Origin of the sequence: Actinomadura sp. K4S16, assembly GCF_008327685.1 — a bacterium.
Classification (GTDB): Bacteria; Actinomycetota; Actinomycetes; order Streptosporangiales; family Streptosporangiaceae; genus Spirillospora.
In genome coordinates this window covers 89,549-112,913 of record NZ_BDDE01000028.1, presented here as the reverse complement: position 1 = coordinate 112,913, position 23,365 = coordinate 89,549, and the positions used below count along the sequence as shown (strand labels likewise).

At 72.0% G+C, this 23,365-nt stretch carries 24 protein-coding genes and 1 tRNA gene; 9 read left to right on the top strand and 16 right to left on the bottom strand.

Features of this window, described 5'->3' with window-relative positions:
* Genes K4S16_RS40120 through K4S16_RS40105 form a run of 4 tightly spaced genes read right to left on the bottom strand, consistent with a single transcriptional unit; the run spans position 1 to position 2,485 of the window.
* Positions 1-924, bottom strand: a complete 924-nt coding sequence (locus K4S16_RS40120) for an MBL fold metallo-hydrolase (protein ID WP_235037383.1) — start codon at positions 922-924, stop codon at positions 1-3.
* Positions 925-928: 4 nt separating this feature from the next.
* Positions 929-1,783 (bottom strand): NUDIX hydrolase, encoded by an 855-nt coding sequence (locus K4S16_RS40115; RefSeq protein WP_149264352.1) that lies wholly within the window; start codon positions 1,781-1,783, stop codon positions 929-931.
* Positions 1,784-1,831: 48 nt separating this feature from the next.
* Positions 1,832-2,293, bottom strand: a complete 462-nt coding sequence (locus K4S16_RS40110) for a RidA family protein (protein ID WP_149264351.1) — start codon at positions 2,291-2,293, stop codon at positions 1,832-1,834.
* 36 nt (positions 2,294-2,329) lie between these two features.
* A complete protein-coding gene (locus tag K4S16_RS40105) occupies positions 2,330-2,485 on the bottom strand; it encodes a DUF4177 domain-containing protein (RefSeq protein WP_149264350.1) in 156 nt (51 codons plus the stop codon).
* A 205-nt stretch (positions 2,486-2,690) separates the two neighbouring features.
* Between K4S16_RS40105 and K4S16_RS40100 the strand changes: the two genes are divergently transcribed.
* Positions 2,691-3,884 (top strand): FAD-dependent monooxygenase, encoded by a 1,194-nt coding sequence (locus K4S16_RS40100; protein ID WP_149264349.1) that lies wholly within the window; start codon positions 2,691-2,693, stop codon positions 3,882-3,884.
* Positions 3,885-3,889: 5 nt separating this feature from the next.
* Here the strand turns inward: K4S16_RS40100 and K4S16_RS40095 are convergent, their stop codons facing one another.
* Positions 3,890-4,315 (bottom strand): helix-turn-helix domain-containing protein, encoded by a 426-nt coding sequence (locus tag K4S16_RS40095; RefSeq protein WP_149264348.1) that lies wholly within the window; start codon positions 4,313-4,315, stop codon positions 3,890-3,892.
* Positions 4,316-4,440: 125 nt separating this feature from the next.
* Between K4S16_RS40095 and K4S16_RS40090 the strand changes: the two genes are divergently transcribed.
* Positions 4,441-5,388 (top strand): NADP-dependent oxidoreductase, encoded by a 948-nt coding sequence (locus tag K4S16_RS40090; RefSeq protein ID WP_149264347.1) that lies wholly within the window; start codon positions 4,441-4,443, stop codon positions 5,386-5,388.
* Positions 5,389-5,436: 48 nt separating this feature from the next.
* Here the strand turns inward: K4S16_RS40090 and K4S16_RS40085 are convergent, their stop codons facing one another.
* Positions 5,437-5,955, bottom strand: coding sequence for a MarR family winged helix-turn-helix transcriptional regulator (locus K4S16_RS40085; protein ID WP_149264346.1), 519 nt, complete (start codon positions 5,953-5,955; stop codon positions 5,437-5,439).
* Between the two features lie 82 nt (positions 5,956-6,037).
* On the opposite strand from K4S16_RS40085, the gene K4S16_RS40080 reads away from it, so the two are divergent.
* Positions 6,038-7,270: an MFS transporter gene (locus K4S16_RS40080; RefSeq protein ID WP_149264345.1), complete on the top strand. Its 1,233-nt coding sequence runs from the start codon at positions 6,038-6,040 to the stop codon at positions 7,268-7,270.
* A 10-nt stretch (positions 7,271-7,280) separates the two neighbouring features.
* Here the strand turns inward: K4S16_RS40080 and K4S16_RS40075 are convergent, their stop codons facing one another.
* Positions 7,281-8,387, bottom strand: a complete 1,107-nt coding sequence (locus K4S16_RS40075; RefSeq protein ID WP_149264344.1) for a slipin family protein — start codon at positions 8,385-8,387, stop codon at positions 7,281-7,283.
* A 239-nt stretch (positions 8,388-8,626) separates the two neighbouring features.
* On the opposite strand from K4S16_RS40075, the gene K4S16_RS40070 reads away from it, so the two are divergent.
* Together K4S16_RS40070 and K4S16_RS40065 are read left to right on the top strand one after the other, a co-directional pair.
* A complete protein-coding gene (locus K4S16_RS40070) occupies positions 8,627-9,622 on the top strand; it encodes an ArsA-related P-loop ATPase (protein WP_235037382.1) in 996 nt (331 codons plus the stop codon).
* 99 nt (positions 9,623-9,721) lie between these two features.
* Complete coding sequence (locus tag K4S16_RS40065) at positions 9,722-10,879, top strand: ArsA family ATPase (protein ID WP_149264342.1); 1,158 nt, start codon at positions 9,722-9,724, stop codon at positions 10,877-10,879.
* A gap of 223 nt (positions 10,880-11,102) precedes the next feature.
* On the opposite strand, the gene K4S16_RS40060 is transcribed toward K4S16_RS40065, so the two are convergent.
* A complete protein-coding gene (locus tag K4S16_RS40060) occupies positions 11,103-11,414 on the bottom strand; it encodes a WhiB family transcriptional regulator (protein WP_141579858.1) in 312 nt (103 codons plus the stop codon).
* 326 nt (positions 11,415-11,740) lie between these two features.
* Here K4S16_RS40060 and K4S16_RS40055 point away from each other — a divergent pair, with 326 nt between their 5' ends.
* Positions 11,741-14,065: a transglycosylase domain-containing protein gene (locus K4S16_RS40055; protein WP_149264341.1), complete on the top strand. Its 2,325-nt coding sequence runs from the start codon at positions 11,741-11,743 to the stop codon at positions 14,063-14,065.
* Positions 14,066-14,113: 48 nt separating this feature from the next.
* On the opposite strand, the gene K4S16_RS40050 is transcribed toward K4S16_RS40055, so the two are convergent.
* On the bottom strand, positions 14,114-14,566 hold the full coding sequence (locus K4S16_RS40050) for a GatB/YqeY domain-containing protein (RefSeq protein ID WP_200842387.1): 453 nt from the start codon (positions 14,564-14,566) through the stop codon (positions 14,114-14,116).
* Positions 14,567-14,636: 70 nt separating this feature from the next.
* Between K4S16_RS40050 and K4S16_RS40045 the strand changes: the two genes are divergently transcribed.
* The 3 genes from K4S16_RS40045 (at position 14,637) to K4S16_RS40035 (ending at position 16,294) form a co-directional block, all read left to right on the top strand.
* Positions 14,637-15,560 carry a metallophosphoesterase gene (locus tag K4S16_RS40045; RefSeq protein WP_149264339.1) on the top strand — a complete coding sequence of 308 codons (924 nt, stop codon included), beginning with the start codon at positions 14,637-14,639 and terminating at the stop codon, positions 15,558-15,560.
* Positions 15,557-16,183, top strand: a complete 627-nt coding sequence (locus K4S16_RS40040) for a class I SAM-dependent methyltransferase (protein WP_160161194.1) — start codon at positions 15,557-15,559, stop codon at positions 16,181-16,183. Before K4S16_RS40045 ends, K4S16_RS40040 begins: the two co-directional genes overlap by 4 nt.
* Before the next feature lie 37 nt (positions 16,184-16,220).
* Positions 16,221-16,294: transfer RNA gene (locus K4S16_RS40035), tRNA-Pro, on the top strand.
* 1,798 nt (positions 16,295-18,092) lie between these two features.
* Here the strand turns inward: K4S16_RS40035 and K4S16_RS40030 are convergent.
* The 7 genes from K4S16_RS40030 to K4S16_RS40000 all read right to left on the bottom strand — a co-directional run bounded on the left by K4S16_RS40030 (position 18,093) and on the right by K4S16_RS40000 (position 23,354).
* Positions 18,093-20,642 (bottom strand): hypothetical protein, encoded by a 2,550-nt coding sequence (locus tag K4S16_RS40030; RefSeq protein ID WP_149264337.1) that lies wholly within the window; start codon positions 20,640-20,642, stop codon positions 18,093-18,095.
* A gap of 110 nt (positions 20,643-20,752) precedes the next feature.
* Positions 20,753-21,355 (bottom strand): hypothetical protein, encoded by a 603-nt coding sequence (locus tag K4S16_RS40025; RefSeq protein ID WP_149264336.1) that lies wholly within the window; start codon positions 21,353-21,355, stop codon positions 20,753-20,755.
* Between the two features lie 19 nt (positions 21,356-21,374).
* Positions 21,375-21,653 (bottom strand): hypothetical protein, encoded by a 279-nt coding sequence (locus K4S16_RS40020; RefSeq protein WP_149264335.1) that lies wholly within the window; start codon positions 21,651-21,653, stop codon positions 21,375-21,377.
* Positions 21,650-21,919: a hypothetical protein gene (locus K4S16_RS40015; protein ID WP_149264334.1), complete on the bottom strand. Its 270-nt coding sequence runs from the start codon at positions 21,917-21,919 to the stop codon at positions 21,650-21,652. The genes K4S16_RS40020 and K4S16_RS40015 overlap by 4 nt, the downstream gene beginning before the upstream one ends.
* A complete protein-coding gene (locus K4S16_RS40010; protein WP_149264333.1) occupies positions 21,916-22,395 on the bottom strand; it encodes a hypothetical protein in 480 nt (159 codons plus the stop codon). Before K4S16_RS40010 ends, K4S16_RS40015 begins: the two co-directional genes overlap by 4 nt.
* An 81-nt stretch (positions 22,396-22,476) precedes the next feature.
* Positions 22,477-23,160 carry a hypothetical protein gene (locus K4S16_RS40005; protein ID WP_149264332.1) on the bottom strand — a complete coding sequence of 228 codons (684 nt, stop codon included), beginning with the start codon at positions 23,158-23,160 and terminating at the stop codon, positions 22,477-22,479.
* A complete protein-coding gene (locus tag K4S16_RS40000) occupies positions 23,157-23,354 on the bottom strand; it encodes a BldC family transcriptional regulator (protein WP_149264331.1) in 198 nt (65 codons plus the stop codon). Before K4S16_RS40000 ends, K4S16_RS40005 begins: the two co-directional genes overlap by 4 nt.
* Between the last annotated feature and the right edge of the window lie 11 nt (positions 23,355-23,365).

The following is a 23,365-nucleotide window of genomic DNA, read 5'->3' as shown; positions in this document are numbered from 1 at the left end:
TCAGACAGCCCCACGCTCGGCGAGGTAGTCGAGCTGGGACTGGACCGACCACTCGGCCGCGGGCCAGAGCGACCTGTCCACGTCGGCGTAGACGCGCTCGACGACCTCCCGCGCGGTGCGCGCGCCCGCGGCGACGGCGGCCTCGACCTGGGCGAGGCGCTCGCGGCGGTGGTCGATGTAGCGGTCGAGGACGGCGATGGGGTCGTCCAGCTTGGGCCCGTGGCCCGGGAGGATCGTCGCGGCCTCCATGTCGGCGGAGAACCGGCGGAGCCGGTCCAGCGAGCCGAGGTAGTCGCCGAGCCTCCCCTCCAGCACGGTCGTCCCGTACCCGAGGACGGTGTCGCCGGTGAGGACGGCGCCGTCGGCCGGGAGCCAGAACGTCAGCGAGTCGTGGCTGTGCCCCGGCGTCTCCATGATCCGCAGCTCCAGGCCGCCCGCGGTGACCACGTCGCCCTCGGCGAGGCCCTCCTCGCCGAGCCGGTGCCGGGGGTCGAGCGCCCGCACCTTCACCCCGCCCCCCGCCAGCTTCGCGAACTTCCCCGCGCCCGCCGAATGGTCGGGGTGCCCGTGCGTGAGCAGGACGAGACCGACCCGCCGCCCCTGGGCCTCCACCGTGCCGAGGACGCGCCGGAGGTGCTCGCCGTCCTTCGGACCGGGGTCGACGACGACGGCCTCGTCCGCCCCGGGCTCGGCGATGATCCAGGTGTTGGTGCCGTCCAGGGTCATGGCGGACGGGTTCGGGGCGAGCACGCAGGTCGCCCGTTCGGTACCCATCCCGTCGATCTCCGTCATATCCCCCATCCTGCCCGAGGCCCGATCGGGGTGGCGGGCCGGGTTCCAGCCGAGCCGCTCCAGCCGCCGGAGCGCGGAGGTGCCCGCCAGCCGCCACAGGACGGCCTGGCTCAGCGGCACCCGGCGGGACACCTCGTCACCCCTGCGGGTAGTGCCGCGCGACGTCCTCGGGCAGCACCAGGTACGCGTCGCCGTCGACGATCTCCGCGGCCGGCTCGTACACGACGATCTCGCGCTGCGCGGCCAGCACGTCGGCCACCGTCTCGAACTCGGCCAGCTCCGCCAGCGTCGCCACGGTGGGCGGGAGCATCATCCACTCGCCCCGCGCGGCCCGCTCGGCCGCCTCCGCCGGGCGCACCCAGGCGACCTGGTCGGCCTCGGTGCTGACGTCCCGCGCCCGCTGCCCCGCCGGCATCGCGGCGACGAAGAAGCGGGTGTCGTAGCGCTTCGGCTCGATCTTCGGGGTGATCCAGTGCGCCCACGGGCGGAGCAGGTCCGAGCGGAGCACGAGCCCTCGCCGGTCGAGGAACCCGCCGAACGACTGGGAGCGGTCCAGCAGCGCCTGCCGGTCGGCCTCCCAGTCGTCGCCGCGCGTGTCGTCCACCACCGTCTCGGCGGTCGGCCCGGCGAGCAGCACGAGCGTCTCCTCGAACGTCTCCCGGACCGCCGCGCAGACCAGCTCGCGGGCCAGCGTCTCGTCGGCGTCGAACGCCTTGCCCCACTCGGCGGGGGACGGCCCGGACCAGCCCAGCGCCGCCTCCCCGTCGCGCGGGTCGACCGAACCGCCGGGGAACACGTAGGCGCCGGGCGCGAACGCCATCGACCGGACGCGGCGCAGCATGAACGCCTGCAGCCCGTGCTCGTCGTGGTCGCGCAGCACGACCACGGTCGCCGCGTCCCTGGCGGGCGCCGGCTCGGTCCGGCCTGCCAGGATGTCCTCGACCCGGCCCAGGAACGATTCGGGCAGCTTGAGTCCGTTGGTGATCCCCATGGCGAGTCATTCGGACATACCGAATGGCGTTCCGTCAAGCCCGGGGTCTCACTCGACCTCGGCGATCAGCTCCACCTCGACCGGCACGTCCCGCGGCAGGACGGCGACGCCGACGGCGCTGCGCGCGTGCCTGCCCGCGTCCCCGAACACCTCGGCCAGCAGGTCGCTCGCCCCGTTGATCACCTGCGGCTGGCCGGTGAAGTCCGGCGCGCTGGCGACGAACCCGACGACCTTCACGATCCGCACGACCCGCGACAGCTCGCCGACCTCGGCCTTCAGCGCCGCGATCGCGTTCAGCGCGCAGATCCGCGCCTGGCGGGCCGCCTCCTCGGCGCTCACCTCGGCGCCCACCTTCCCGGTGGCGCCCAGCTCGCCCTTGACCAGGGGGATCTGGCCGGCGGTGTAGACGAGCGACCCCGTCCGCGCCGTCGGCACGTAGGACGCGACCGGCGGGACGACCTCCGGCAGCTCGATCCCGAGCTCGCGGATCCGCTCTTCAGGCGTGCTCATGCTGCTCCTCTTCGTTGAGGGTTGCGTCGGGGGCTGCTACTGGACTTCGCGCTTGAAGTAAGCCACGAGGTTCTCCGGGTTCGGGCCCGGCAGGACGGTGACGAGCTCCCACCCGTCCTGGCCCCAGTTGTCGAGGATCTGCTTGGTCGCGTGCACCAGCAGCGGAACGGTCGCGTACTCCCACTTCTTCATGGCCCTCACCCTAGCGATCGCCATTTCCGAACCCCGCTCGAACCCGCTGTTCACAGGACGGCCCCGGCGCGGCGGCCGGTCGCCCGGAGACGGCCGCGCGGTCCCCGCTGACAGGCCGGGCCGGGGACGGTCAGCCGGTGGTGCGAGGTCGGTCAGGGCGCGCCGCGAATCTCCTGTCCGACGACAGCGACGAACGGAGAGAACGATGAGCAAGAGCGTGCTGATCTCGGGTGCGAGCATCGCGGGCCCGTCCCTGGCCTACTGGCTGGCGCGGTACGGGTACGACGTCACCGTCGTGGAGAAGGCGGAGGTGATCCGGCCGGGCGGGCAGGCCGTCGACTTCCGCGGCGAGGTGCACATGCGGGTGCTGGAGGAGATGGGCGTGCTGGACGAGATCCGGCGGCGGCAGACCGATGCCGGCCCGCTCGACCTCATCGACGCCGCGGGACGGACGCAGGTCAGCCTCCCCGACTCGTTCACCGGCGGGGACGTGGAGATCCACCGGGGCGACCTCGCCGAACTCCTGTACGAGCTGACCCGGCACTCCGCCAGGTACGTCTTCGGCGACTCGATCGCGTCCATGACCGAGACGGCGGACGGCGTGCACGTCACCTTCGAGCGCGGGGCTCCGCGCACGTTCGATCTGGTCGTCGGAGCCGACGGGCTGCACTCCAACGTCCGGCGCCTCGCGTTCGGCGACGAGTCGCGATTCGTGAAGGACTCGGGCTACCACGTCGCGATCTTCGAGGCGCCGAACCGGCTCGGCGTCGACACCGGCAAGCTCTACAGCGAGGTGGGGCGCGGCGTGTCGGTGTACCCGACCCGCGGCGGTGCCGGCGCGAACGTCATGTGCGTCTTCGCCGACGCCGACCTGGAGCCGCACCGCCGCGACCAGGACGCCCAGAAGCGGGCGGTGGCCGAGAGGCTCTCCGGCATGGGCTGGCACGCCGGAGCCCTCATGCGCGACATGTGGGACGCCCCGTACTTCTACTGCGACTCGATCAGCATCGTCCGGATGGACGCCTGGACGAAGGGGCGGGTCGCCCTGCTCGGCGACGCCGGCTACGGCGCCACCTGCGGCGGGATGGGGACCGGCCTCGCGGTCGTGTGCGCGTACGTCCTCGCGGGCGAGCTGGCCGCGGCGGGCGGCGACCACCGCGCCGCGTTCGCCGCCTACGAGAAGAGCATCAAGAAGTTCACCACCGCGTGCCAGCGGGTCGCGGGCGGGGTCGGGCCGTTCTTCGCCCCGAAGAACGAGCGCGCGCTGCGCCGCCGCAAGACGGTCTACCGGGTGCTGACCGCGGGCCCGTTCATCAAGCTCCTCAACAAGCTGACCACGCAGGCCGCCACGTCGATCAAGCTTCGGGAGTACCCGGAGCCGGCCCGTCCGGCCGCGTGATCGGGCTACCCGCCGCCTCCCCCGGGCGCCACGGCGGGCGCTGCGTCGTAGCGCTCGCGCGCCGCGTGGATCTCCTCGATGTGGCGGCCGGCCCACTCCTGGATCGAGGAGAGCAGGGGCACGATCCGCTCGCCCAGCAGCGTCAGCGTGTACTCGACCTGGACGGGCACGGACGGGGTCACGCTCCGCGCGACGAAGCCGTCCCGCTCCAGGGAGCGAAGCGTCTGGGTGAGCATCTTGGCGCTCACGCCCGGGAGGGCCCTGCCGAGCTCGGCGTACCTGCGTGCGCCGTTCGCCAGGTCGGAGAGGACGAGCATGCTCCATTTGTTGCCGATGATCCCCATCAGCTGATGGGTGGGGCATCCGTCCATGTAGGCCTCGAACGCCGCCTTCTCCTGCTCGCGCCGCTCCGCCGCCGTCATCGTGGCCATGCCGCTGGATCACCTCCGGGTACCGAACGCACTCCGAAGTAACTTCTTCCGGCCCGCGGCTGTTCCGGCGAAAGTGGTCGGTGCGGGGCTCTCCCCTGACCCACATCCCTTAAGGAGTTGTCGTCATGCGCGCGATCATTGTGAGGACCCCTGGCGGGCCCGACGCGTTGGAGCTCACCGACGTCCCGGAGCCCGTCCCCGGACCCGGTCAGGTGCGGATCCGGGTGGCGGCCGCGGCGGTCAACCCGGTCGACGCCGCGACCCGCTCGGGGGTGCTGGCCGACGCGGGACTGATGCCGCCGTTCGGCTCGCGGCCCTCGGTGGGCATCGGCTGGGACGTCGCCGGAACCGTCGAAGCGGTCGGGCCCGGCGTGGCGCGGATCGCCGCCGGCGACGAGGTCATCGGCCTCAAGGACCGGCTCGACCTCCCGACGGGCGCCTACGCTGACGCGATCGTCCTGGACGCGGACGCCGTCGCCCCCGCCCCGCGGTCCGTGCCCGCGGTGGAGGCGGCCACGATCCCGCTGAACGCCCTGACCGCGCTGCAGGCCCTCGACCTGCTCGACCTGCCCGCGGGCGGCACGCTGCTCGTCACGGGCGCCGCGGGCGCCGTCGGCGGATACGCCGTGGAACTGGCCGCCCACCGCGGGCTCCGCGTCGTCGCCGCGGCCTCCGCCTCCGACGAGGCCCTGGTGCGCGGATTCGGCGCGGAGATGTTCGTCCCGCGCGGCGAGCACCTGGGCGACGCCGTCCGCGCCCTCGTCCCGGGCGGCGTGGACGGCGCGCTGGACGCCGCCCTCCTCTCGGTCGCGGCCCTGGACGCCGTCCGCAACGGCGGGGCGTTCGCGGCGGTGAACGCCGGCCCGGCCACCCCGCTCCCGCTACGCGGCACCACCGTCCACAACGTGTGGATACGCGCGAACGGAGCCCAGCTCACCCACCTCGCAGCACTCGCAGACCAGGGCCGCCTCACCCCCCGCGTAGCCGACGTGCTCCCACTATCCGAAGCGTCCAAGGCCCACGAACGCCTGCAAGCAGGCGCCCTACGCGGCCGCCTGGTCCTCACCCCGTAGTCCCGCCAGCCACCCATGGTGGCGGGGGCCTGTGCGGCCGCCCGGTCCTCAGCTGTCAGGGCCGCCGGGGCGGTCGGTTTCCTCTTCGGCGCGGAGCATTACTCGGCGGAGGAGGTCGGAGAGAGTGCGGCGCTCGCCGGGGTCGAGGGCGCCGAGCAGGCGGTGCTCCTCTACGCCTAGGCCGTCCATGGCGTCGCGCCAGGCGGAGCGTCCGGCGGGGGTGAGTTCGACGACGACCCGGCGGCGGTCGGTGGCCGAGGGGGAGCGGCGGACGAACCCGCGGCGCTCCAGCGCGTCCAGCCGCCCGGTGACCGAGTTCGGCGGCATGGCGAGGTCGGCGGCGAGCTGCGAGGGCGCGGCGGTGCCGTGCCGCCCGGCGAGCGCGTGGAGCGTGTCGAACTCGTGCGGTTGCAGGCCCGAGGCGGCGAGGAACTCCTCGCGGACCTGCCGGATGTGCTTCACGAAGAAGACCATCCGGGTCACGGCGCCTTCGATGTCGGGATCGAGGTCGGACACGATCGGCGCCCACCGCGCCACATGGTCGTCCGTCCGGTCCCTCTCGCCCATGCAGGGATCGTAGTCCTCTCGGTGATTCGGTGAGGAATAATTCGTTGCCGATTAGTTCGTCAGCGAACTACATTGTCGGACCATGAGCCACCCCCTGCGCGGCCGGGACTTCCGGTTGCTGTTCGCCGCCCGCGTCCTGTCCCTGACCGGGGACGCCGCCGTCCCCGCCGCGCTCGCGCTCGCCGTCCTGCGCGCGACGGGCTCCACGTCCGCGCTCGCCCTCGTGCTCGGCTGCGCGATGGTGCCCCGCCTGCTCCTGCTGCCCCTCGGCGGCGTGCTCGCGGACCGCCTCAACGCGCGCGGCGTCGCCCTCGCGACCGACCTCGTCGGCGCCGCGGCGCAGCTGTTCGCCGCGCTGGAACTCCTGAGCGGCGAGCCGCGGCTGTGGCATCTCGCCGCGGCCCAGGCGGTCGGCGGCGCCGCCTCGGCCTTCCAGGTGCCGACCGTCTCGCCCCTGGTCGCCGGCACCGTCGAGCCGTCCGGGCTCCAGCGGGCCAACGCGCTGATGGGCGTCGCCAACGGGGCCACCCGGCTCGCCGGCCCCGCCCTGGCCGGGACGTTCGTGCTGACCGTCGGCCCAGGCTGGACGTTCCTGCTGGACTCGGCGTCGTTCGCCACGAGCGCGGCGCTCCTCGCCGTGACCCGCGTCCGGCACGTCCCGATCCCGCGGCGCTCGCTGCGGGCGGACCTGGCGGAGGGCTGGTCGGAGGTCCGCTCGCGCGACTGGTACTGGACGAGCCTGATCGCGCACGGCGTCTGGAACGGCACGTCCGCCGTGCTGCTCACCCTCGGGCCCGCCCTCGCCGTCGAGCGGCTCGGCGGCGAGGGGGTCTGGATCGCGACCGTCCAGGTGGGCGCGGCCGGGCTGGTCGTCGGGGCGCTGCTGGCCGCCCGCGTCCGCCCGCGCCGTCCCGTCCTCGTGGCGAACGCGGGCCTCGCCGCCCTGGCGCTGCCCCTCGCCCTGTTCGCGGTCGCCGCGCCCGCGCCGCTGCTCGTCGCGGCGTACGGGGTGGCGCTCACCGGCCTCGGCGTCCTCAACCCGACCTGGGAGACCGTGGTGCAGATGACCATCCCGCCGCAGGCGCTGGCGCGGGTGACGTCCTACGACTGGCTGCTGTCGCTGGCCGCGGCGCCCCTCGGCTACGCGCTCGCCCCGTGGGCCGCGTCCGCCTGGGGCGCCTCGGTCCCGCTGTGGACGGCGGCCGTCCTGGTGGGCGCGACCTGCCTGGGCACGGTCGCGGTGCCGGGCGTCCGGCGCCTGACCATGCCCGCGGCCGTGCCGGACGCCGCGGCCGCGGCGTCCGGGCCGCGATGACTCCGGCGGGTCAGCGGGGAGGCTGCGGGCCCTCCCCGCCGTGGCCTTCCGGGGTCTCGGACGGGCCGCGGCCTTCCCGGACCTCGGGCATGCCAGGGGTTTCGGGGGTGCCGGGCGTGCCGCCGCCGATGCCGCGCCGCTGCTCCTCCTGCGGCGCGGACACCGCGGACTCGCCGCGCTTGGGCTCGTCCAGCCCGATGACCGGCGGGACGTCCTCGGCCGACTCCAGCGTCGACGGCTGCTCCGCCGCCTTGGCCAGCTCCTCCTCGGCCCGCGCGAGCCGCTCACCGAGGTCGGGCTTGCCCTCGCCGCCGTCCTCGGAGCGGCCCGGGCCGCCCGCGGCGCGCTCGAAGAACCTCAGGATCTCCACCGGCAGCGGCATGACCAGCGTGCTGTTCTTCTCGGCGGAGACCTCCACGACCGTCTGCAGCAGGCGCAGCTGGAGGGCCGCCGGGTCCTGCGACATGATCTCCGCGGCGGCGGCGAGGCGCTTGGACGCCTGGAACTCGCCGTCCGCGGTGATGATGCGGGCGCGGCGCTCCCGCTCCGCCTCCGCCTGCCGGGCCATCGACCGCTTCATGCCCTCCGGCAGCGAGACGTCCTTGATCTCGACCCGCTCGATCAGGATGCCCCACGGGCCCTCGGTGATCTCGTCGATGATCGCCCGCAGCCGCATGTTGATCTTCTCGCGCTCGCCGAGCAGCTCCTGCATGTCGGCCTGGCCGATCACCGACCGCAGGGACGTCTGCGCCACCTGCGAGACCGCGTACCCGTAGTTGTGCACGTTCACGATCGCCTTCACCGGGTCGATCACCCGGAAGTAGACGACCGCGTCGACGCGGACGCTCACGTTGTCCTGGGTGATGCCGTCCTGGCCGGGCACCCCCATCGTGATCGTCTGCCGGCTGACCTTCTGCATGCGCTCGACGATCGGCACGATCACGGTCAGGCCGGGCGTGCGCACCGCGCCGGGGCGCAGCTGCCCGTTCCGCTGGACCTGCCCGAACCGGAACACGATCCCGTGCTCGTACTGCTGGACGATCCGGATCGACGACGACAGGAGGATCAGGCCGACGACGATGACGACGAGCAGGACGACCAGGGCCACCGCTTCCATCACGGCACCTCTTTTCCCATGGGAGCCCGGGCCCCGGGGAACCGCCCCCGGAGCTCCGGCGGGCATCTGGACCCGTCAGGGTTCAGACGGAACCGTCCACAGCACGGTTCACGTTTTCCAGCTAACCGCGCGGGCAGGCCGAATGACAACGTCCGGGCGGCGGAACCGTGTCAGGGATCACTTGCATGAGGGCGACCGCCCCCTCAAGTGTTCGACGAGTGAGCGATATGGTCGATCGGGTGAGCGCGAGAGACACCGACTGGGACGGCGTACGCCTCCATGTGGTCACCGGCAAGGGCGGGACGGGCAAGACGACCGTCGCCGCCGCCCTCGCCCTTGCCCTGGCGGCCGGAGGCCGCAAGGTCCTGCTCGTCGAGGTCGAGGGGCGCCAGGGCATCGCCCAGCTGTTCGACTGCCCGCCGCTTCCCTACGAGGAGCGCCGCGTCGCCGTCGCCCCGGACGGCGGGGACGTCTACGCGCTCGCCATCGACACCGAAGAGGCGCTCATCGAGTACCTCGAGATGTTCTACAACCTCAAGCGCGCCGGGAAGGCGATGACCAAGCTCGGCATCGTCGACTTCGTCACCACCATCGCCCCCGGCCTGCGCGACGTCATCCTCACCGGCAAGACGTCCGAGTCGGTGCGCCGCAAGAAGAAGGACGGCTCGTTCGTCTACGACGCCGTCGTGATGGACGCCCCGCCCACCGGCCGCATCACGAAGTTCCTGAACGTCAACGACGAGGTCTCCGGCCTCGCCAAGGTCGGCCCCGTCCGCAACCACGCCGACACCGTGATGAAGGTCGTGCGCAGCCCCGAGACCGCCGTGCACTTCGTCACGCTCCTGGAGGAGATGCCCGTCCAGGAGACGATGGACGGCATCCGCGACCTCACCGCGGTCGGGCTCCCGGTCGGCGGCGTGATCGTCAACATGGAGCACCAGCCCGTCCTCGCCGAGGACGACCTCGCCGCGGCCGCCGCCGGAGCCCTGGATCCGGGCGACATCGTCCGCGGCGTCAAGGCCGCCGGCCTGGAGCACGACGCCGAGGCGATCGCCGCCCTCCTCGCCGAGGAGGCCGCCGACCACGCCCGCCGCACCGCCCTCCAGCACCGCGAGAAGGAGCGCCTGGACTCGGTCGACCGGCCCCGCTACACCCTCCCCCTGCTCTCCGACGGCATGGACCTGGCCGGCCTCTACGACCTGGCCGCCGCCCTCCGCAGCCAAGGTGCCGCATGAACGCGCCCGTCCCCGCCGCCGCCCACGGGCCCCGCCGCGGCGTCTCCTGGGTAAGCCTGACCGCCCGCGAGGGCGGGACCGACCGGCAGAGGTGAACCGATGAGCCAGACCAGCAAGACCCCTCCGGTCCTCGACGTCGACGGGCTGCTCGACGACCCGCGCACGAAGATCATCGTGTGCTGCGGGTCGGGCGGGGTCGGCAAGACCACCACGGCCGCGGCGCTCGGCGTCAGGGCCGCCGAGCGGGGCCGGGACGTGGTCGTCCTCACCGTGGACCCCGCGCGCCGGCTCGCCCAGTCCATGGGCCTGTCGGAACTGGACAACAGCCCGCGCCGGATCGACATCGACGGCGACGGCGAGCTGCACGCCATGATGCTCGACATGAAGCGGACCTTCGACGAGATCGTCGAGGCGCACGCCGACCCGGACCGGGCCAAGCAGATCCTCGCCAACCCCTTCTACCAGTCGCTGTCGTCCAGCCTGTCGGGGACGCAGGAGTACATGGCGATGGAGAAGCTCGGGCAGCTGCACCGCTCCGGCGCCTGGGACCTGATCATCGTCGACACCCCGCCGTCCCGGAACGCGCTGGACTTCCTGGACGCCCCCGAGCGGATGGGCCGCTTCCTCGACGGCCGGTTCATGAAGATCCTCGCCGCGCCGGCCAAGACCGGCGGCCGCTTCGGCGTCAAGGTGATCAGCGCCGGGTTCGGCATGTTCACCGGCGTCATCAACAAGGTCCTCGGCGTCCAGCTGCTGCGCGACGTGCAGACGTTCGTCGCCGCGTTCGACACCATGTTCGGCGGGTTCCGGGAGCGCGCCGAGAAGACGTTCAAGCTGCTCCAGACCCCCGGCACCGCGTTCCTCGTCGTCGCCGCGCCGGAGCCCGACGCCCTGCGCGAGGCGTCCTACTTCGTCGAGCGCCTCGCCGAGGAGCGGATGCCGCTCGCCGGCCTCGTGGTCAACCGCGTCCACGAGTCGGCCGCCGACACGCTGTCGGCGGCCCGCAGCCAGGCCGCCGCCGAGACGCTGGAGGAGCGCGGCGAGCACACGCTGACCGCGGCCCTGCTGCGCCTGCACACCGACCGCATGCAGCTCGCCGCCCGCGAGGAGCGCCTGCGCGACCACTTCGCGTCGACGCACCCGACCGTGCCGGTCACGGCCGTTCCGGCGCAGGCGGAGGACGTCCACGACCTCGAAGGCCTGCGCCAGGTGGGCGAGGACCTGGCCGCCCCCACCGCGTCCCCCACCGCCGCCTGAGCCCCGCCCAGGCCGGGCACTCTCCCGATTCAGCACCACGGGAACTGTAAGCATGCGACCGGCCTCGGCCGTTCGGCCGCCCCCGCGCTCTGATCAGCGGAAACGGCCATGCGCGCGGCGACGGGCCCGTACCGGAAAGGTGGTACGGGCCTGCCGGCCACGCTTTATTGGACCGTGCCGGTCCTTGAACCGCTGCATGGACGGGCCGTGCGGCCCGTCGAACTCAGCTGGCGACGAGCTCTTCCTCGTCGACCTCCGCCGACCGCTCGTACTCTTCCTTCGCGGTCTCCAGCAGGTCGCGCCACGAGCGCACATCCGGCCGCCGCCGAAGCAGAGCACGGCGCTCCCGCTCCGTCATACCGCCCCACACACCGAACTCGATCCGGTTGTCCAGAGCGTCGGCGAGGCACTCCGTGCGCACCGGGCAGCCGCGGCAGATGAGCTTGGCTCGGTTCTGCGCCGCACCCTGCACGAACAGAGCGTCCGGATCCGCGTTACGGCAGGCGGCGCGGGCGGTCCAATCCGTGATCCACATCTTGGCCCCACTCCCCTAGGGTCTGTGTCGATTTGCGCTCCTTGGCCGGACGGGCGCGGACGTCAGGCCGCCAAACGAAAGCCGTGGGGAAGAACTTACGGAAGCGAGGGACGTTTCAACAGCCCCCGTTGGGCCCATTCTCGATATAGCCCACCGGGGCCATACCGCCGGAACGGACTAGTTACCTGTAGTTGACGCGCCGGGGACGGCGCCGGTTGTCACGATGGGGGCATAACGGGCGGGGATCCTGATCAGTCGGCCCGGAAAGCACGAAGCCTGGGGGACCTGTCCCGAATGCACTGCTCGTCCCGCGTACCCTAGACCCCGTGCGCGTAGCGAATAACGATCGGGCCCAGGCCGCGTCCACGCTGTTCAGGCTGCTCGGAGCCGGGGTGGTGGCAGGCCTCATCGTCGCGCTCATCGCGCTGCCCGCCGTCGGCAGCGCCGGGCTGACGGCCCGTGACGCGGCCAACAACTTCGAGGACATGGACAGCCAGCTCAAGACGACACCACCGTCCGAGAAGACGGTGATGTACGACGCGCATGGCAAGCAGATCGCCACGTTCTTCGACAAGTACCGCGAATCCGTCCGGCTCGACCAGGTCGCCCCCATCATGCGGCAGGCGATGATCGACATCGAGGACTCGCGCTTCTACGAGCACGGCGCGCTCGACCTCAAGGGCACCATCCGCGCGCTGGCGACCAACGTCGAGTCCGAGCAGACGCAGGGCGGCTCCACCCTCACCCAGCAGTACGTCAAGAACCTCCTGGTCGACAGCGCCAAGACCGAGGAGGAGTACCGCGAGGTCACGGCTCCCACGGTCGGACGCAAGCTGCGCGAGCTCCGCTACGCGCTCGACATCGAGCAGCGCCTCACCAAGGACCAGATCCTTGAGGGCTACATGAACGTCGCCTACTTCAGCGCCGGCGCGTACGGGGTCCAGGCCGCGGCCAAGCGGTACTTCAGCATCCCCGCGTCCAAGCTGGACCTCGGCCAGGCCGCGCTGCTCGCGGGCATCACCCAGAACCCCACGGCCTACGACCCCATCCGCAACCCCAACGACGCGCGCAAGCGGCGCGACGTCGTCCTCTACCGGATGGCCCAGCTCGGCCACATCAGCAAGGCGCAGGCCGACGCGGAGGCCGCCAAGCCGATCCAGCTGAACCGCACCGACCCGGTGGGCGGCTGCGAGACCAGCAAGGCGCCGTACTTCTGCGAGTACGTGAAGTACGACATGCTCAACATCCTGTCGGACGGCAAGTACCGGCAGCTCAAGCCGAAGCAGCAGCAGAACGTCGTCAAGAAGCTGAACAGCGGCGGCTACACCATCCGCACCACCCTCGACATGCAGGACCAGCACGCCGTCGACAAGGCCCTGCGCGGCACCGTCGCCCCCGGCGGCAACCGCGTCGGCGCCGAGGCGATGGTCGAGCCCGGCACCGGCAAGGTCCGGGCCATCGGGCTGAGCAAGCGGTTCGGCGCCGGCAAGGGCAGGACGACCCTCAACCTCCCGGCCGACGGGGCGCACGGCGGCGGAAGCGGCGTCTCGGCGGGCTCGACGTTCAAGATCTTCACGCTCGCCGCCGCCATCGACCAGGGCATCCCGGTCAGCACGACGATCAACTCGCCGCAGACCACCACGGTCAGCGGGTTCCAGCCGTGCCGCTACACCGGGTTGTTCGACGGCAAGAGGGTCAAGAACGCCATGGTCGGCGGCGGTTCCTGGACGCTGTCGAACGCGGGCGACAGCGAGAAGGGCAACTTCGACCTGAAGACCGGCACCTGGCACTCGGTCAACACCTTCTACGCCGTCCTGGAGAAGCGCGTCGGCGTCTGCAACGCCGTGAAGATGGCCGAGAAGTTCGGGATGAAGCAGGCCAGCGGCGACCCCCTGCAGCCGATCGCGGCCCAGGTCCTCGGAGTCAACGACATCGACATGGTGCACCTCGCCGCCGCCTACGCCGGCTTCGCGGCCCGCGGCAAGTACTGCGCGCCCATCTCGGTCACCGAGGTCGTCGACCCCCAGGGCAAGAAGCTCAAGCTGCCCAAGCAGGACTGCCACCAGGCCCTCGACCAGGACGTCGCCGACAAGGTGAACTCGATCCTGCAGGGCGTCCTCACCAAGGGCACCGCGGCCGGACGCGGCATCGGACGTCCCGCCGCCGGCAAGACCGGCACCTGTGAAGAGTTCACCTGCGCCGTGTTCGCCGGGTTCACCCCGAACCTCGCCGCCGCCACCGCCTACTGGGACTTCCGCGGCCCCTGGCAGTACAAGGTCTACGGCGTCTACGGCGCCGACATCCCCGGCGGCATGTGGCAGCAGTCCATGCAGAACGCCCTGGCCGGCGAGCCCGCACCCGGCTTCCAGACCCCGTCCCGCGACTTCGGCGACAGCGCCACCGTCCCGCAGGTGAAGGGCCTCACGGTCGGCGCCGCCACCGCGAGGCTCCAGGGCGCCGACCTGAAGGTCCAGGTCGCGTCCGGCTCCGTCGACTCCGACCAGCCGAAGGGCACGGTCGTGTCCACCTCACCGGACGCGGGCAGCTCCGTCCCGCCCGGCACGACCGTCATCCTCTACGTGAGCAACGGAAAGAAGAAGGACGGGGCCCAGAGACGCCCCAACAACGCGCGGCCCCCCTCGGGCCACTGACGCGAAAAGGGCCCGGCGCCATGCCGGGCCCTTTCTCGTTCCGCTCCGCTACTGCGCGAGCTGCCGCTTCACCTCCGCCGCGACGCGCCCGCCCTCGGCACGCCCGGCCACCTTCGGATTCACCGACTTCATGACCTGCCCCATCGCGCGGGGCCCCGACGCGCCCGTCTCGGCGATCGCGTCCGCCACCAGCGCGGTCAGCTCCTCGTCGGTCAGCTGCGCGGGCAGGTACCCCTCCAGCACCCCGCCCTCGTCCCGCTCCGCCTGCGCCTGCTCCTCGCGCCCGGCATCGCCGAACGCCGTCGCGGCCTCCCGGCGCTTCTTCGCCTCCCGCGTGAGCACCTTCACGACGTCGTCGTCGGAAAGCGTGCGCGACTGCTTGCCGGCGACCTCCTCGTTCTTCACCGCCGTGAGCGCCATGCGCAGCGTGCGCGTGCGCAACTCGTCGCGCGCCTTCATCGCGGACGCCAGATCGGACTCCAGCTTCTCCTTCAAGGTCATGCCCCACATCATGCCCGTCCGCGAGCTTCCGGCTCATCAGGATTACCGAGCGGCGCCCATGTCTGAAAGCATGGGACCCGGAGAAGGGAGAGCCGTGCGAAAGATCCACGCCGTGCCGCTGGGAGTGCTGGGCGCGGGCGCCGCGACCTTCGGGTACGCCTCGTTGATCGAGCGGAACTGGTTCCGCCTGCGCCGCTTCGACGTGCCCGTGCTGCCCCCTGGCCGCCCCTCGGTGAAGATCCTGCACATCTCCGACGCGCACCTCACCCCCGGCCGCTCCCGCCTGATCCACTGGGTCCGCTCGCTGGACGCCCTGGAGCCCGACCTCGTCGTCAACACCGGCGACACCCTCTCCCACCGCGACGCGATCGGCCCCTTCCTGGACGCCCTCGGCCCCCTCCTCGACCGCCCCGGCGTCTTCGTCTACGGCTCCAACGACCTGTACTCCCCGGTCCTGAAGAACCCCCTGCGCTACATCTGGCGCACGAGCAAGACCGACTACGAACGCCGCCGCCGCGAGCCCGACCTCCCCTACCGCGAGCTGGGCTCCTCCCTCCAGGCGGCCGGCTGGCTCGACCTCAACAACCGCATCGGCCGCCTCAAGGTGGGCGAACTGGACGTCGAGTTCGGCGGCATCGACGACTCCCACATCAACCGGGACCGCTACGACAAGATCGCCGGCCCCGTCGACCCCCAGGCCGACGTCCACCTCGGCGTCATGCACTCCCCGGAACCGCGCAACCTCGACCGCTTCACCGCCGACGGCTACGACCTCCTCCTCGCCGGCCACACCCACGGCGGCCAGGTCTGCGTCCCCTTCTACGGCGCCCTCGCCACCAACTGCGGCATCGACCGCCCCCGCGTGAAGGGCCTCCACAAGCACCGCGGCTCCTGGCTCCACGTCTCCGCCGGCCTGGGCACGTCCCCGAAGGCCCCCATGCGCTTCTGCTGCCCGCCCGAGGCGTCCCTGCTCACCCTCGTCCCCCGACGGTGAACTGGAAGACCGCCCCGCTCCTGGCCTCCCTGTACGACTACGCCGTCCAGAACCGCGCCCTCTCCCGCCTGGGAGCCCGCGCCCTCTGGAACTACGACATAACCCACCTGCACACCCTCATCGCCGCCCAGGACCCCTCAGCCCTGACCCTGGACATCCCCTGCGGCGGCGGCCTGGCCGTGACAGACAACCCCCGCCACGTAGCCGCCGACATCTCCCCCACAATGCTCAAGAGGGCCCGCCGCAAGACGACAACCCTCGTCCAGGCGGACATCTACAACCTCCCCTTCCCCACCTCCACCTTCGACGCCTGCCTCACCTACAACGGCCTGCACTGCCTAGAAGACCCACGCGCGGCCCTACACGAACTGACCCGCGTCCTACGCCCAGGCGGCACCCTCCAAGGCACCACCCTCGTAAAAGCCGCCGGCCGAGACTCCCTGATCAAGCTCCTCCAACACCAGGGCATCTTCGGCAACCCAGGCACCAGGGCCGACCTCCACACCTGGCTGGAGACCAACGCCCTAACCGACATCACCCTGACCGCCAACGGCGCCGTGACCGCCTTCACAGCCCGAAAATCAGGGACGCACCACTCCCCAGCATCCGCTAAGGTGGACTAGGCGCCGGGAGGACGTACAACTCCCGGGCAGCCGCCACCGGGGTGTAGCGCAGCTTGGCAGCGCGCTTCGTTCGGGACGAAGAGGTCGTGGGTTCAAATCCCGCCACCCCGACCCAGTTCAAAGGCCCTCTCCCACTTTTAGGGGAGAGGGCCTTTGGCGTTTATGGGAGACGAATGGGAGATGATCTTGAGGGGCGTCTCCCATCACCATCAACGATGTGTGGCGGGTACGAAGCCCCCGCCCAGGCATCCGCCAGAACTCACACCGTCGCCGGTACGAAGCCCCGGCACGGGCGTGAGTAATCGTGGTGTTCGAAGTCGCCGGTACGAAGCCCCGGCTCGGGCGTAGCGACTTTCGCGGGCAGTCGCCGGTACGAAGCCCTCAGCGCAGGCACAAGACGCAAGCTGACACTCGTCGCCGGTACGAAGCCCCGGCACGGGCATCGAGCTCCCGCACATCGCCGATACGAGGCCCCGGCTCGGGCGTGATCAGCACTCGCAGTCGCAGTCGCCGGTACGAAGCCCCGGCTCGGGCATGAACGTGTGGGGCCGCGGTCGCCGGTACGAAGCCCCGGCACGGGCGTGATCCAACTCAGCGTGCGTCGCCGGTGCCCCTGGCCCGGGGGTCAACGACCTGTCGTGAAGAAGTCGCCGGTTCAAAGCCCCGGCACAGGCACCGATCAATCCGAGTCATGGCCGCCGGTACGAGGCCCCGGCTCGGGCATGTGCAGCTCCGGCATGATCAGCGCGGCGCGCGTCACCGGTACGAAGCCCCGGCGCGGGCATCACCTGGTAGTCACCGTCGCCGGTTCGAGGCCCCGGCGCGGGCATGAACGTGTGGGGTCGCGGGTCGCCGGTACGAAGCCCCGGCTAGGGCGCAGGAAGATAGGGCTTTCGTCGCGGGCACGAAGCCCCCGCGCGGGCGTCATTCATCCACTGCCCGGTCGCCGGTACGAAGCCCCGGCTCGGGCGCTGCCGCTTCTTTGTGTCGCGGATACGAAGCCCCCGCTCAGGCTCGTGCTGAGTGGTCTTCCTCGCGGGCACGAAGCCCCCGGCTTGGGCGTGGGTGGGGTTCCTACTGGTCGCCGGGCACGAAGCCCCCGGCTCAGGCGCGAGCGCCGAAGCTACCGGTCGCGGGTACGAAGCCCCCGCGCGGGCGTGGCAGGTCTCATCGACAGATCGCCGGTACGCAGCCCCGGCTCGGGCGTCGCGTCAGGGCTCCTAGCCGCCGGTACGAAGCCCCGGCACGGGCGCAGCCTGCACAGCTTCCGGTCACGGGTACGAAGCCCCCGTGCTGGCACCGCGGCTCCCTGCATCCTCGCGGGTACGAAGCCCCCGCGCGGGCGTCATCGCAACAAGCCCCGGTCGCCGGTACGAAGCCCCGGCACGGGCGTGGAGACCGTACCGCCGGGTCGCCGGTACCAAGCCCCGGCTCGGGCGTCGTGCTCGCCTGGTGTGTCGCCGGTACACGGCCCCGGCTCAGGCACGCGAGGCGACCGATATCGCCGGTACTAAGCCCCAGCTCGGGCGCGAGTCCTGTCTCAGGCATGTCGCCGGTATGAAGCCCCGGCACGGGCCCAGCTCGTGTTGCAGGCACATCGCCGGTACGTAGCCCTGGCTCGGGCACGGTCAGCTCAAGTCATATGTCGCCGGTACGAAGCCCCGGCTCGGGCGTGATGCGGGGGTCCTAGAAGTCGCCGGTACGAAGCCCCGGCTCGGGCGTCGGTCGTTCCGCGCTGAACCTAGCCCCTGCGAGGCCGCTCCAGTGGCGGAACGCAGATGCCTGTGTCCGTCTGGTTGGCAATCGGTTCCGTCCCAGGTACGAAGTCCCTGGTCGGACGTGAGCGGTCAGCGAGCGGTCCAGAAGGGGCGGATACGAAGCCTCCGCTCAGGCGTAGTGACCCGGTGGGCTACTGGCCGGCCTTGGCCGCTTCGAGCAGCGCACGCGCGGACATCACGTCCTGGTCGACCATCTTGTCGCACGTCGGGCAGCAGACCATGACCCCCGCGGCCCGCTCGTCCGGGTCGAACACGCCCCCGCAGCCGAGGTGCTTGGTGGGGCCGGGCAGCTCCGGCACCTCGACCCGGATCCCCCGCGCATTGGCGGCGTCCCGGAGGGAGTCGCGGAGGATGCCGGGGCTGGCCAGGGTGCGGTTCGCGCGGGCGATCTGCGCCTGCTTCGTGTTCTCCCCGGACTCCGGGCGCGGGGTGCGGGAGGTCGCCTTGATGTCCCAGGCGTCCACAGCGACCACGGCGGCGTCCCTGGTCAGCCAGGCGGCGATCACCCGGTAGGCGCTCTGGCGGCGGCCGATGAGCTTCTGGCGGCCGCTGGCCAGCCAGGTCCACAGGTGCTTGTCCTGCTTGCGCCACGCCTCCACGTGCATGGCCACGTTCCCCCAGACGGTCCGGTTCGCGCCCTCCACTTCCGGGACGGGGGCGATCTTCCACTGGCCGCCGTCCTCGGGGCGGATCCACATCGACCCGGCCATGTCGATGAACCGCTCGGGCGAGCGCCACCGGCTCAGCGAGTTCGAGGGGTCGAGGTGCTCGCGGAGCCACGGGTACTGCTCGAACCGCTCGGTCAGCCAGCCGCGCAGGTCCTCCATGTTCAGGTCCCGCTGCGACTGGAGCTTGTCGTAGTGCGCCCACGATTCCCGCCAGTTGGCGGGGAGCACGATCTCGGCCCAGTCCTCATGCACCCGGACCCAGTCGCGGATCTCCGGCGAGACCTCGGTGTCGCGCGGCAGGCCGACCACGACCCCGGCGCGGATCGCTCCGTCCCCCAGGCGCCGCCAGCCGATGTGCAGGGCAGTGAGCGCGCCTTCGGTGTGGGGGTCGGGTGCGGGCACGTCCGCGACGACGCTGATGTGCGCCTTGTAGTGGGGGCCGGTCTTGTGCCGGGTCAGCAGCAGCATGGACACGTCCGCGCCCTCGGGCAGGGGCCGGTGGAGCACCACGGGGAGCCGCACGTGGTCCTGGTAGGTCACGCCGACCAGCAGCAGCTTGCGGCTCAGGTCCCGGATCTTCCCGGCCCGCACGAGGACGCGGATCGCCTCTTCTGCGTCCTCCGAGGAGAGCTTGCTCGCCTTGACCGCCTGCGCGCGGGACATACCCCCGTAGGTCTTGCCCCCGTCGCGGATGGTGTCGGCGTGGTCGGCGAGGCACTCCAGTACCTTCTCCGCGCGGCCGGCCAGCTTCACGTCCTTGGCGAGGTGCCAGATGAGGTCGGTTCCGCCGCCGGTGAGCCAGGTCCGGACCGAGGCGGTCACCGACTCCCCGATGTCGTCCCGGTAGGCGGTGGACCCGATCCGCATCTCGATCACGCCGTCCAGCTCGGCCTTCTTGCCCTGGTGCAGGGTGCGCCGGTCCGTGTCGTCGGCGAGGACGAACGAGGGGAGGATGCGGGCGGCGTTGCGCCACTTCCCCTCTTCCGAGCGCAGCACCACCGGCCCCCGGTACTCGTCGCCGCCCGGCAGCGCGGCCTCCCAGACCAGGGACGCCGGGGCCCCGGCACCCTCGGCGTCCTTGAGTCCGTCCAGCAGGTTGCCCGCCCCGACGTGGTCCTCCAGCGCGTCGGAGTAGGCCACCTCCGCGTCGGCCCCGTAGTCGGCGTACTTCAGCAGCGCCTCCAGGTCGGCCGTCCACCGCACCTGTGCGGTCTCGGGCCCCCGGTTCGTGATCTCGGCGGTGTAGAGGCGGACGCCGTCCTCGATCTCCTTGGAGGAGAGCGTGGCCTTCACGTCCCCGTCCGTGACCAGCTCGACCGGGACCTCCGGCAGCTCCGGCTTCCCGCCGTCGTCGAGCGGACGCACCTTCACCGACCAGGTGAGCTTGACGCGACCCCCGCTGGCGCGCTGGAGCTGCACGGCGATCGTCCCCCGGCCGTCCCACGGCCGGAACCGGAGACCGGCGGGCTTGCCCGCGCGGCGGTCCCGCTGGACCGCCTGCACGGCGGTGTCGAAGTTGGCGCGGGCCTCGTTGTACGAGGCCCAGTACAAGCCCGCCTGCCCCGACGCCGGGTAGGCGGCCTTGAGCTCCTCCTTGCGCGCGGCCTCGACCGCGCGGAGCTGCGGCTTGAGGCCCGGCGTGTACTGCCGCCGGATCTTCTTCATCTCGTCCTTCGCCGCGCGGAGCCGGGTACGGGCGTCCCGGATCGCCTGCGTGGTCTGGGGGGTGTTCTCCGAGCTGTGCCGCCGCTGCCGCTCGGCGCCAGCCTCCCGGAGCACTTCCCCCAGCTCCTCTTCGGCGTCGGCCACGACCGCCATCGCGGCGGCGATCTCCGGGTGGGACGCGAAGACGGCGGCGATCTTGTCCTCGTACCGCTTCTCGATCTCGACGAGCGCGTTCTTGCAGTTGTGCGCCCGACGCAGCTCGTCGAGGACCTGCGGGGGCAGGTCCCCCTTGATGACCGCGTACCGGAACACGGTCGTCCTGGTCGGGCGGGATTTGGCTTGATCCATCGGATCCTCCGATCGGGGGTGGGACGGGGGTTGATCTGTACTCGTGTATGGCCTCTATCGGGGACCTACCCGCGTGCGCGGGCAGGTCCCGGACGGACAGAGGACGGGGGCTAGCGGAGGCCGGCCGCGCGGTCGGGGTCGTCGCGCGCACCGCAGTGGGGGCAGCCCACGCGCGAGAACCTGCAGGGCCGCGCGACCCGCCCCTCGATGCCGCACGCGGCCGAGGGGCAGAAGGCGTGCAGGCAGTGGGGGCCAAAGAGGAACGGGATCCGCGGGTCGGTGTCGGTGGCGAGCAGCTCGTGCCCGTAGACCGCCATCCACGTGTCGAACCCCTCGTGCCCGGGGTTCGACTGCGGGGTCGGCCAGATGTGGCGCCAGTGCGCCCGCCCGTGCGCCACGGCGAGCTGGTCGACGCAGCCCTTCCCCTGCCAGTCCCGCTCGGGGGGCACGTGCTCCAGGACGATCAGCGGCCCGACGAAGGCGCTGCGGAGCGCCGCCCAGATGTCCTCGCCGCTGTTCGCCGGGGTCGCGCCCTCGTCGACGTCGCTGATCAGGACGAGGTTCCCGTACGTCCTGCCGACCTCGCACTGCCAGATCCGGAGCAGGCCGCGCCCGTACCCGGCCGCGCACCGGGACGGGTACCGCCAGCCCTCCCGCCGCAGCCGATGCACACCCGGCACCGGCAGCGGCAGGAACGGCGTTGCGGCGCTCATGCGATCACCGTGCGCATGGTCAGCGGGCCTCTTTCGCTTCGCTCCGCCGCCTGCTGCGCGAGCGGAGCCACATCGCGCCCACGATGGACCCGAACCCGAAGATGCCGCTGACGACCACGCCCGCCGAGTCGCCGCCCAGGGCCCACCCGACGCAGGCCAAGACCTCTCCGACGCCGCCCACCTCCAGGCCGGCCACGAGCCGCTGGAAGCGGCCTCTGAGGACCCCGCTCGCGCAGAGACCGACCCCGGCGAACGACACCAGGAGTCCGAGTCCGATGAGCACGTTCGCAACGTTCATGATGCTTTCCCTTCCTGAGTGGACTGGTGGGGCTTGGCCGCCCGGCGCGGCCACGGCGGGCGCGCGGCGAGCACCCGGCGGGCCCGCTCCCGCAGGTAGCGGGCGTTGCTCGCTACGACGGCCCGGCAGACGGCGAGCTGGAGGCGGCGCGAGTTGCGGGGCGTCGGCGCCACAATCCAGGCGGCCATGCGCAGCCGCACCCTGTCGTCGACCCTCGCGATCTCGCAGAGCGTCGCGTCCGACAGGCCCGTGGGGTTCTGGTTCACGATGCCTCCGACCGCCTGGACGTGGCCTCCGGGCGGTTCCCGGCGGCCAGCTCGCGGACGGAGCCGGTGCGGTCCTCGACCCCGGCGGCGGCGAGCCCGGCGGCGCGCTGCGCGCGGATGTCGGCGATGCGGACCACGGCACCGTCGCCCGCGAGGACCTGCAGCCGCACGTGGACCGCCTCGCCGAGCTTGATCCGCTTGGCGGCGGCCTGGCGGGACACGCTCAGCATCGCGGCCTGCTCGCTTTGGCTGTAGCCGGGCTGGCCGTTGCTGCCGGGCTGGTTCGCCAGGTACATGCCGTGGTTCACGGCGTCCCTGAGCGCGTTCTGCAACTCGGGCAGGTGGACGAGCGCGGCGGGGTCTTCGCCGATGCGGCGGCCGTAGCCCTGGATCATCCGCGTGAGCATGGCGACGTAGTCGCTGGTCTCGGTGACCCTCGCCGTGCGGCTCGGGGGGCGGGCGTAGCGTCCGGTCATGCCGGTGCCTCTCCGTCGTCGTGGCAGGCTCCTCAAAGCCCCTTGTACTGTCTACAATTTTGGCCTATTTCAGGGACCTAGTCAACCATTGCGCGGCCACCCGTCGAGCCCGTCACCCGCACGTGAGCAGGCCCATCCGCGCAGCCGCTCGTCCCCAACCAGCTCGCCGTCCGCGACCGCCGAGAACTCGCCCGACTCCCCGACCACCGGGCCGAGCACGGCCGCGAGCGTGCCCGCGACCTCCACGTAGCCGGACGGGCACCGCACCCACCGGGCGAAGATCACCCGGCCCCACTCCAGCAGCTCGGGGTCGAGCCGCTGCCGGGACACGGCCGGGCCCACCCGCCACACCAGATCGAGCAGGACACCGGACTCCCACGAGCTGGGCCGCCCGGCGGTCAGCAGATCCCTCCGCACGCCGCTCGCCGTGGGCTCCGGCGGCCGGGCCCCGTACAGCTTCTCCACCTGGTAGAGCGCGGCCGCGATCGTCGCCAGCGACTTCGCGCCCACCTGCCGCACCAGGTCGCGCAGCCGCCCCACGTCGCACGCCTCCACGGGCACCACGGCGCGCAGCGGCCCCCGCCGCCCGTACAGCTCCGGGAAAGGCAGCACCTCGCCCGCGTGCTCGTCCACGTACACCGCGCCGGCAAGCTCCGGGGTGGACGGTGCCCGCCCCGGCCCGCCGGAGCCGTCCACACGGAGCAGCCAGGTGCCGTCCGATGCGTCGACGAGGCGGAGGGGGGCGGGCCGGGACGGGTCGATCATTGGACCGGGCCGCCCGTCAGGAACCGCTCGACCTCGGACCTCCTGTAGCGGCGGTGGCCGCCAAGCGTGAAGACCGCGCTCAGCTTCCCCGCAGACGCCCAGCGGGTCACGGTCTTCGGGTCGACGCGGAACATCTTCGCGACCTCGGCCGGGGTCAGCAGCTCCTCGATCTCCAAGGGCTCGGGCTTGGTCATGGGGGGACTCC

Bases quoted from the DNA above. Each gene is read 5' to 3' on its own strand.
- K4S16_RS40030 (WP_149264337.1), bottom strand. From the start codon at position 20,642: ATGGATCAAGCCAAATCCCGCCCGACCAGGACGACCGTGTTCCGGTAC.
- K4S16_RS40080 (WP_149264345.1), top strand. From the start codon at position 6,038: ATGAGCCACCCCCTGCGCGGCCGGGACTTCCGGTTGCTGTTCGCCGCC.
- K4S16_RS40020 (WP_149264335.1), bottom strand. From the start codon at position 21,653: ATGAACGTTGCGAACGTGCTCATCGGACTCGGACTCCTGGTGTCGTTC.
- K4S16_RS40050 (WP_200842387.1), bottom strand. From the start codon at position 14,566: ATGACCTTGAAGGAGAAGCTGGAGTCCGATCTGGCGTCCGCGATGAAG.
- K4S16_RS40085 (WP_149264346.1), bottom strand. From the start codon at position 5,955: ATGGGCGAGAGGGACCGGACGGACGACCATGTGGCGCGGTGGGCGCCG.
- K4S16_RS40115 (WP_149264352.1), bottom strand. From the start codon at position 1,783: ATGGGGATCACCAACGGACTCAAGCTGCCCGAATCGTTCCTGGGCCGG.
- K4S16_RS40010 (WP_149264333.1), bottom strand. From the start codon at position 22,395: ATGACCGGACGCTACGCCCGCCCCCCGAGCCGCACGGCGAGGGTCACC.
- K4S16_RS40025 (WP_149264336.1), bottom strand. From the start codon at position 21,355: ATGAGCGCCGCAACGCCGTTCCTGCCGCTGCCGGTGCCGGGTGTGCAT.
- K4S16_RS40045 (WP_149264339.1), top strand. From the start codon at position 14,637: ATGGGACCCGGAGAAGGGAGAGCCGTGCGAAAGATCCACGCCGTGCCG.
- K4S16_RS40005 (WP_149264332.1), bottom strand. From the start codon at position 23,160: ATGATCGACCCGTCCCGGCCCGCCCCCCTCCGCCTCGTCGACGCATCG.
- K4S16_RS40100 (WP_149264349.1), top strand. From the start codon at position 2,691: ATGAGCAAGAGCGTGCTGATCTCGGGTGCGAGCATCGCGGGCCCGTCC.
- K4S16_RS40065 (WP_149264342.1), top strand. From the start codon at position 9,722: ATGAGCCAGACCAGCAAGACCCCTCCGGTCCTCGACGTCGACGGGCTG.
- K4S16_RS40090 (WP_149264347.1), top strand. From the start codon at position 4,441: ATGCGCGCGATCATTGTGAGGACCCCTGGCGGGCCCGACGCGTTGGAG.
- K4S16_RS40075 (WP_149264344.1), bottom strand. From the start codon at position 8,387: ATGGAAGCGGTGGCCCTGGTCGTCCTGCTCGTCGTCATCGTCGTCGGC.
- K4S16_RS40105 (WP_149264350.1), bottom strand. From the start codon at position 2,485: ATGAAGAAGTGGGAGTACGCGACCGTTCCGCTGCTGGTGCACGCGACC.
- K4S16_RS40060 (WP_141579858.1), bottom strand. From the start codon at position 11,414: ATGTGGATCACGGATTGGACCGCCCGCGCCGCCTGCCGTAACGCGGAT.
- K4S16_RS40000 (WP_149264331.1), bottom strand. From the start codon at position 23,354: ATGACCAAGCCCGAGCCCTTGGAGATCGAGGAGCTGCTGACCCCGGCC.
- K4S16_RS40110 (WP_149264351.1), bottom strand. From the start codon at position 2,293: ATGAGCACGCCTGAAGAGCGGATCCGCGAGCTCGGGATCGAGCTGCCG.
- K4S16_RS40095 (WP_149264348.1), bottom strand. From the start codon at position 4,315: ATGGCCACGATGACGGCGGCGGAGCGGCGCGAGCAGGAGAAGGCGGCG.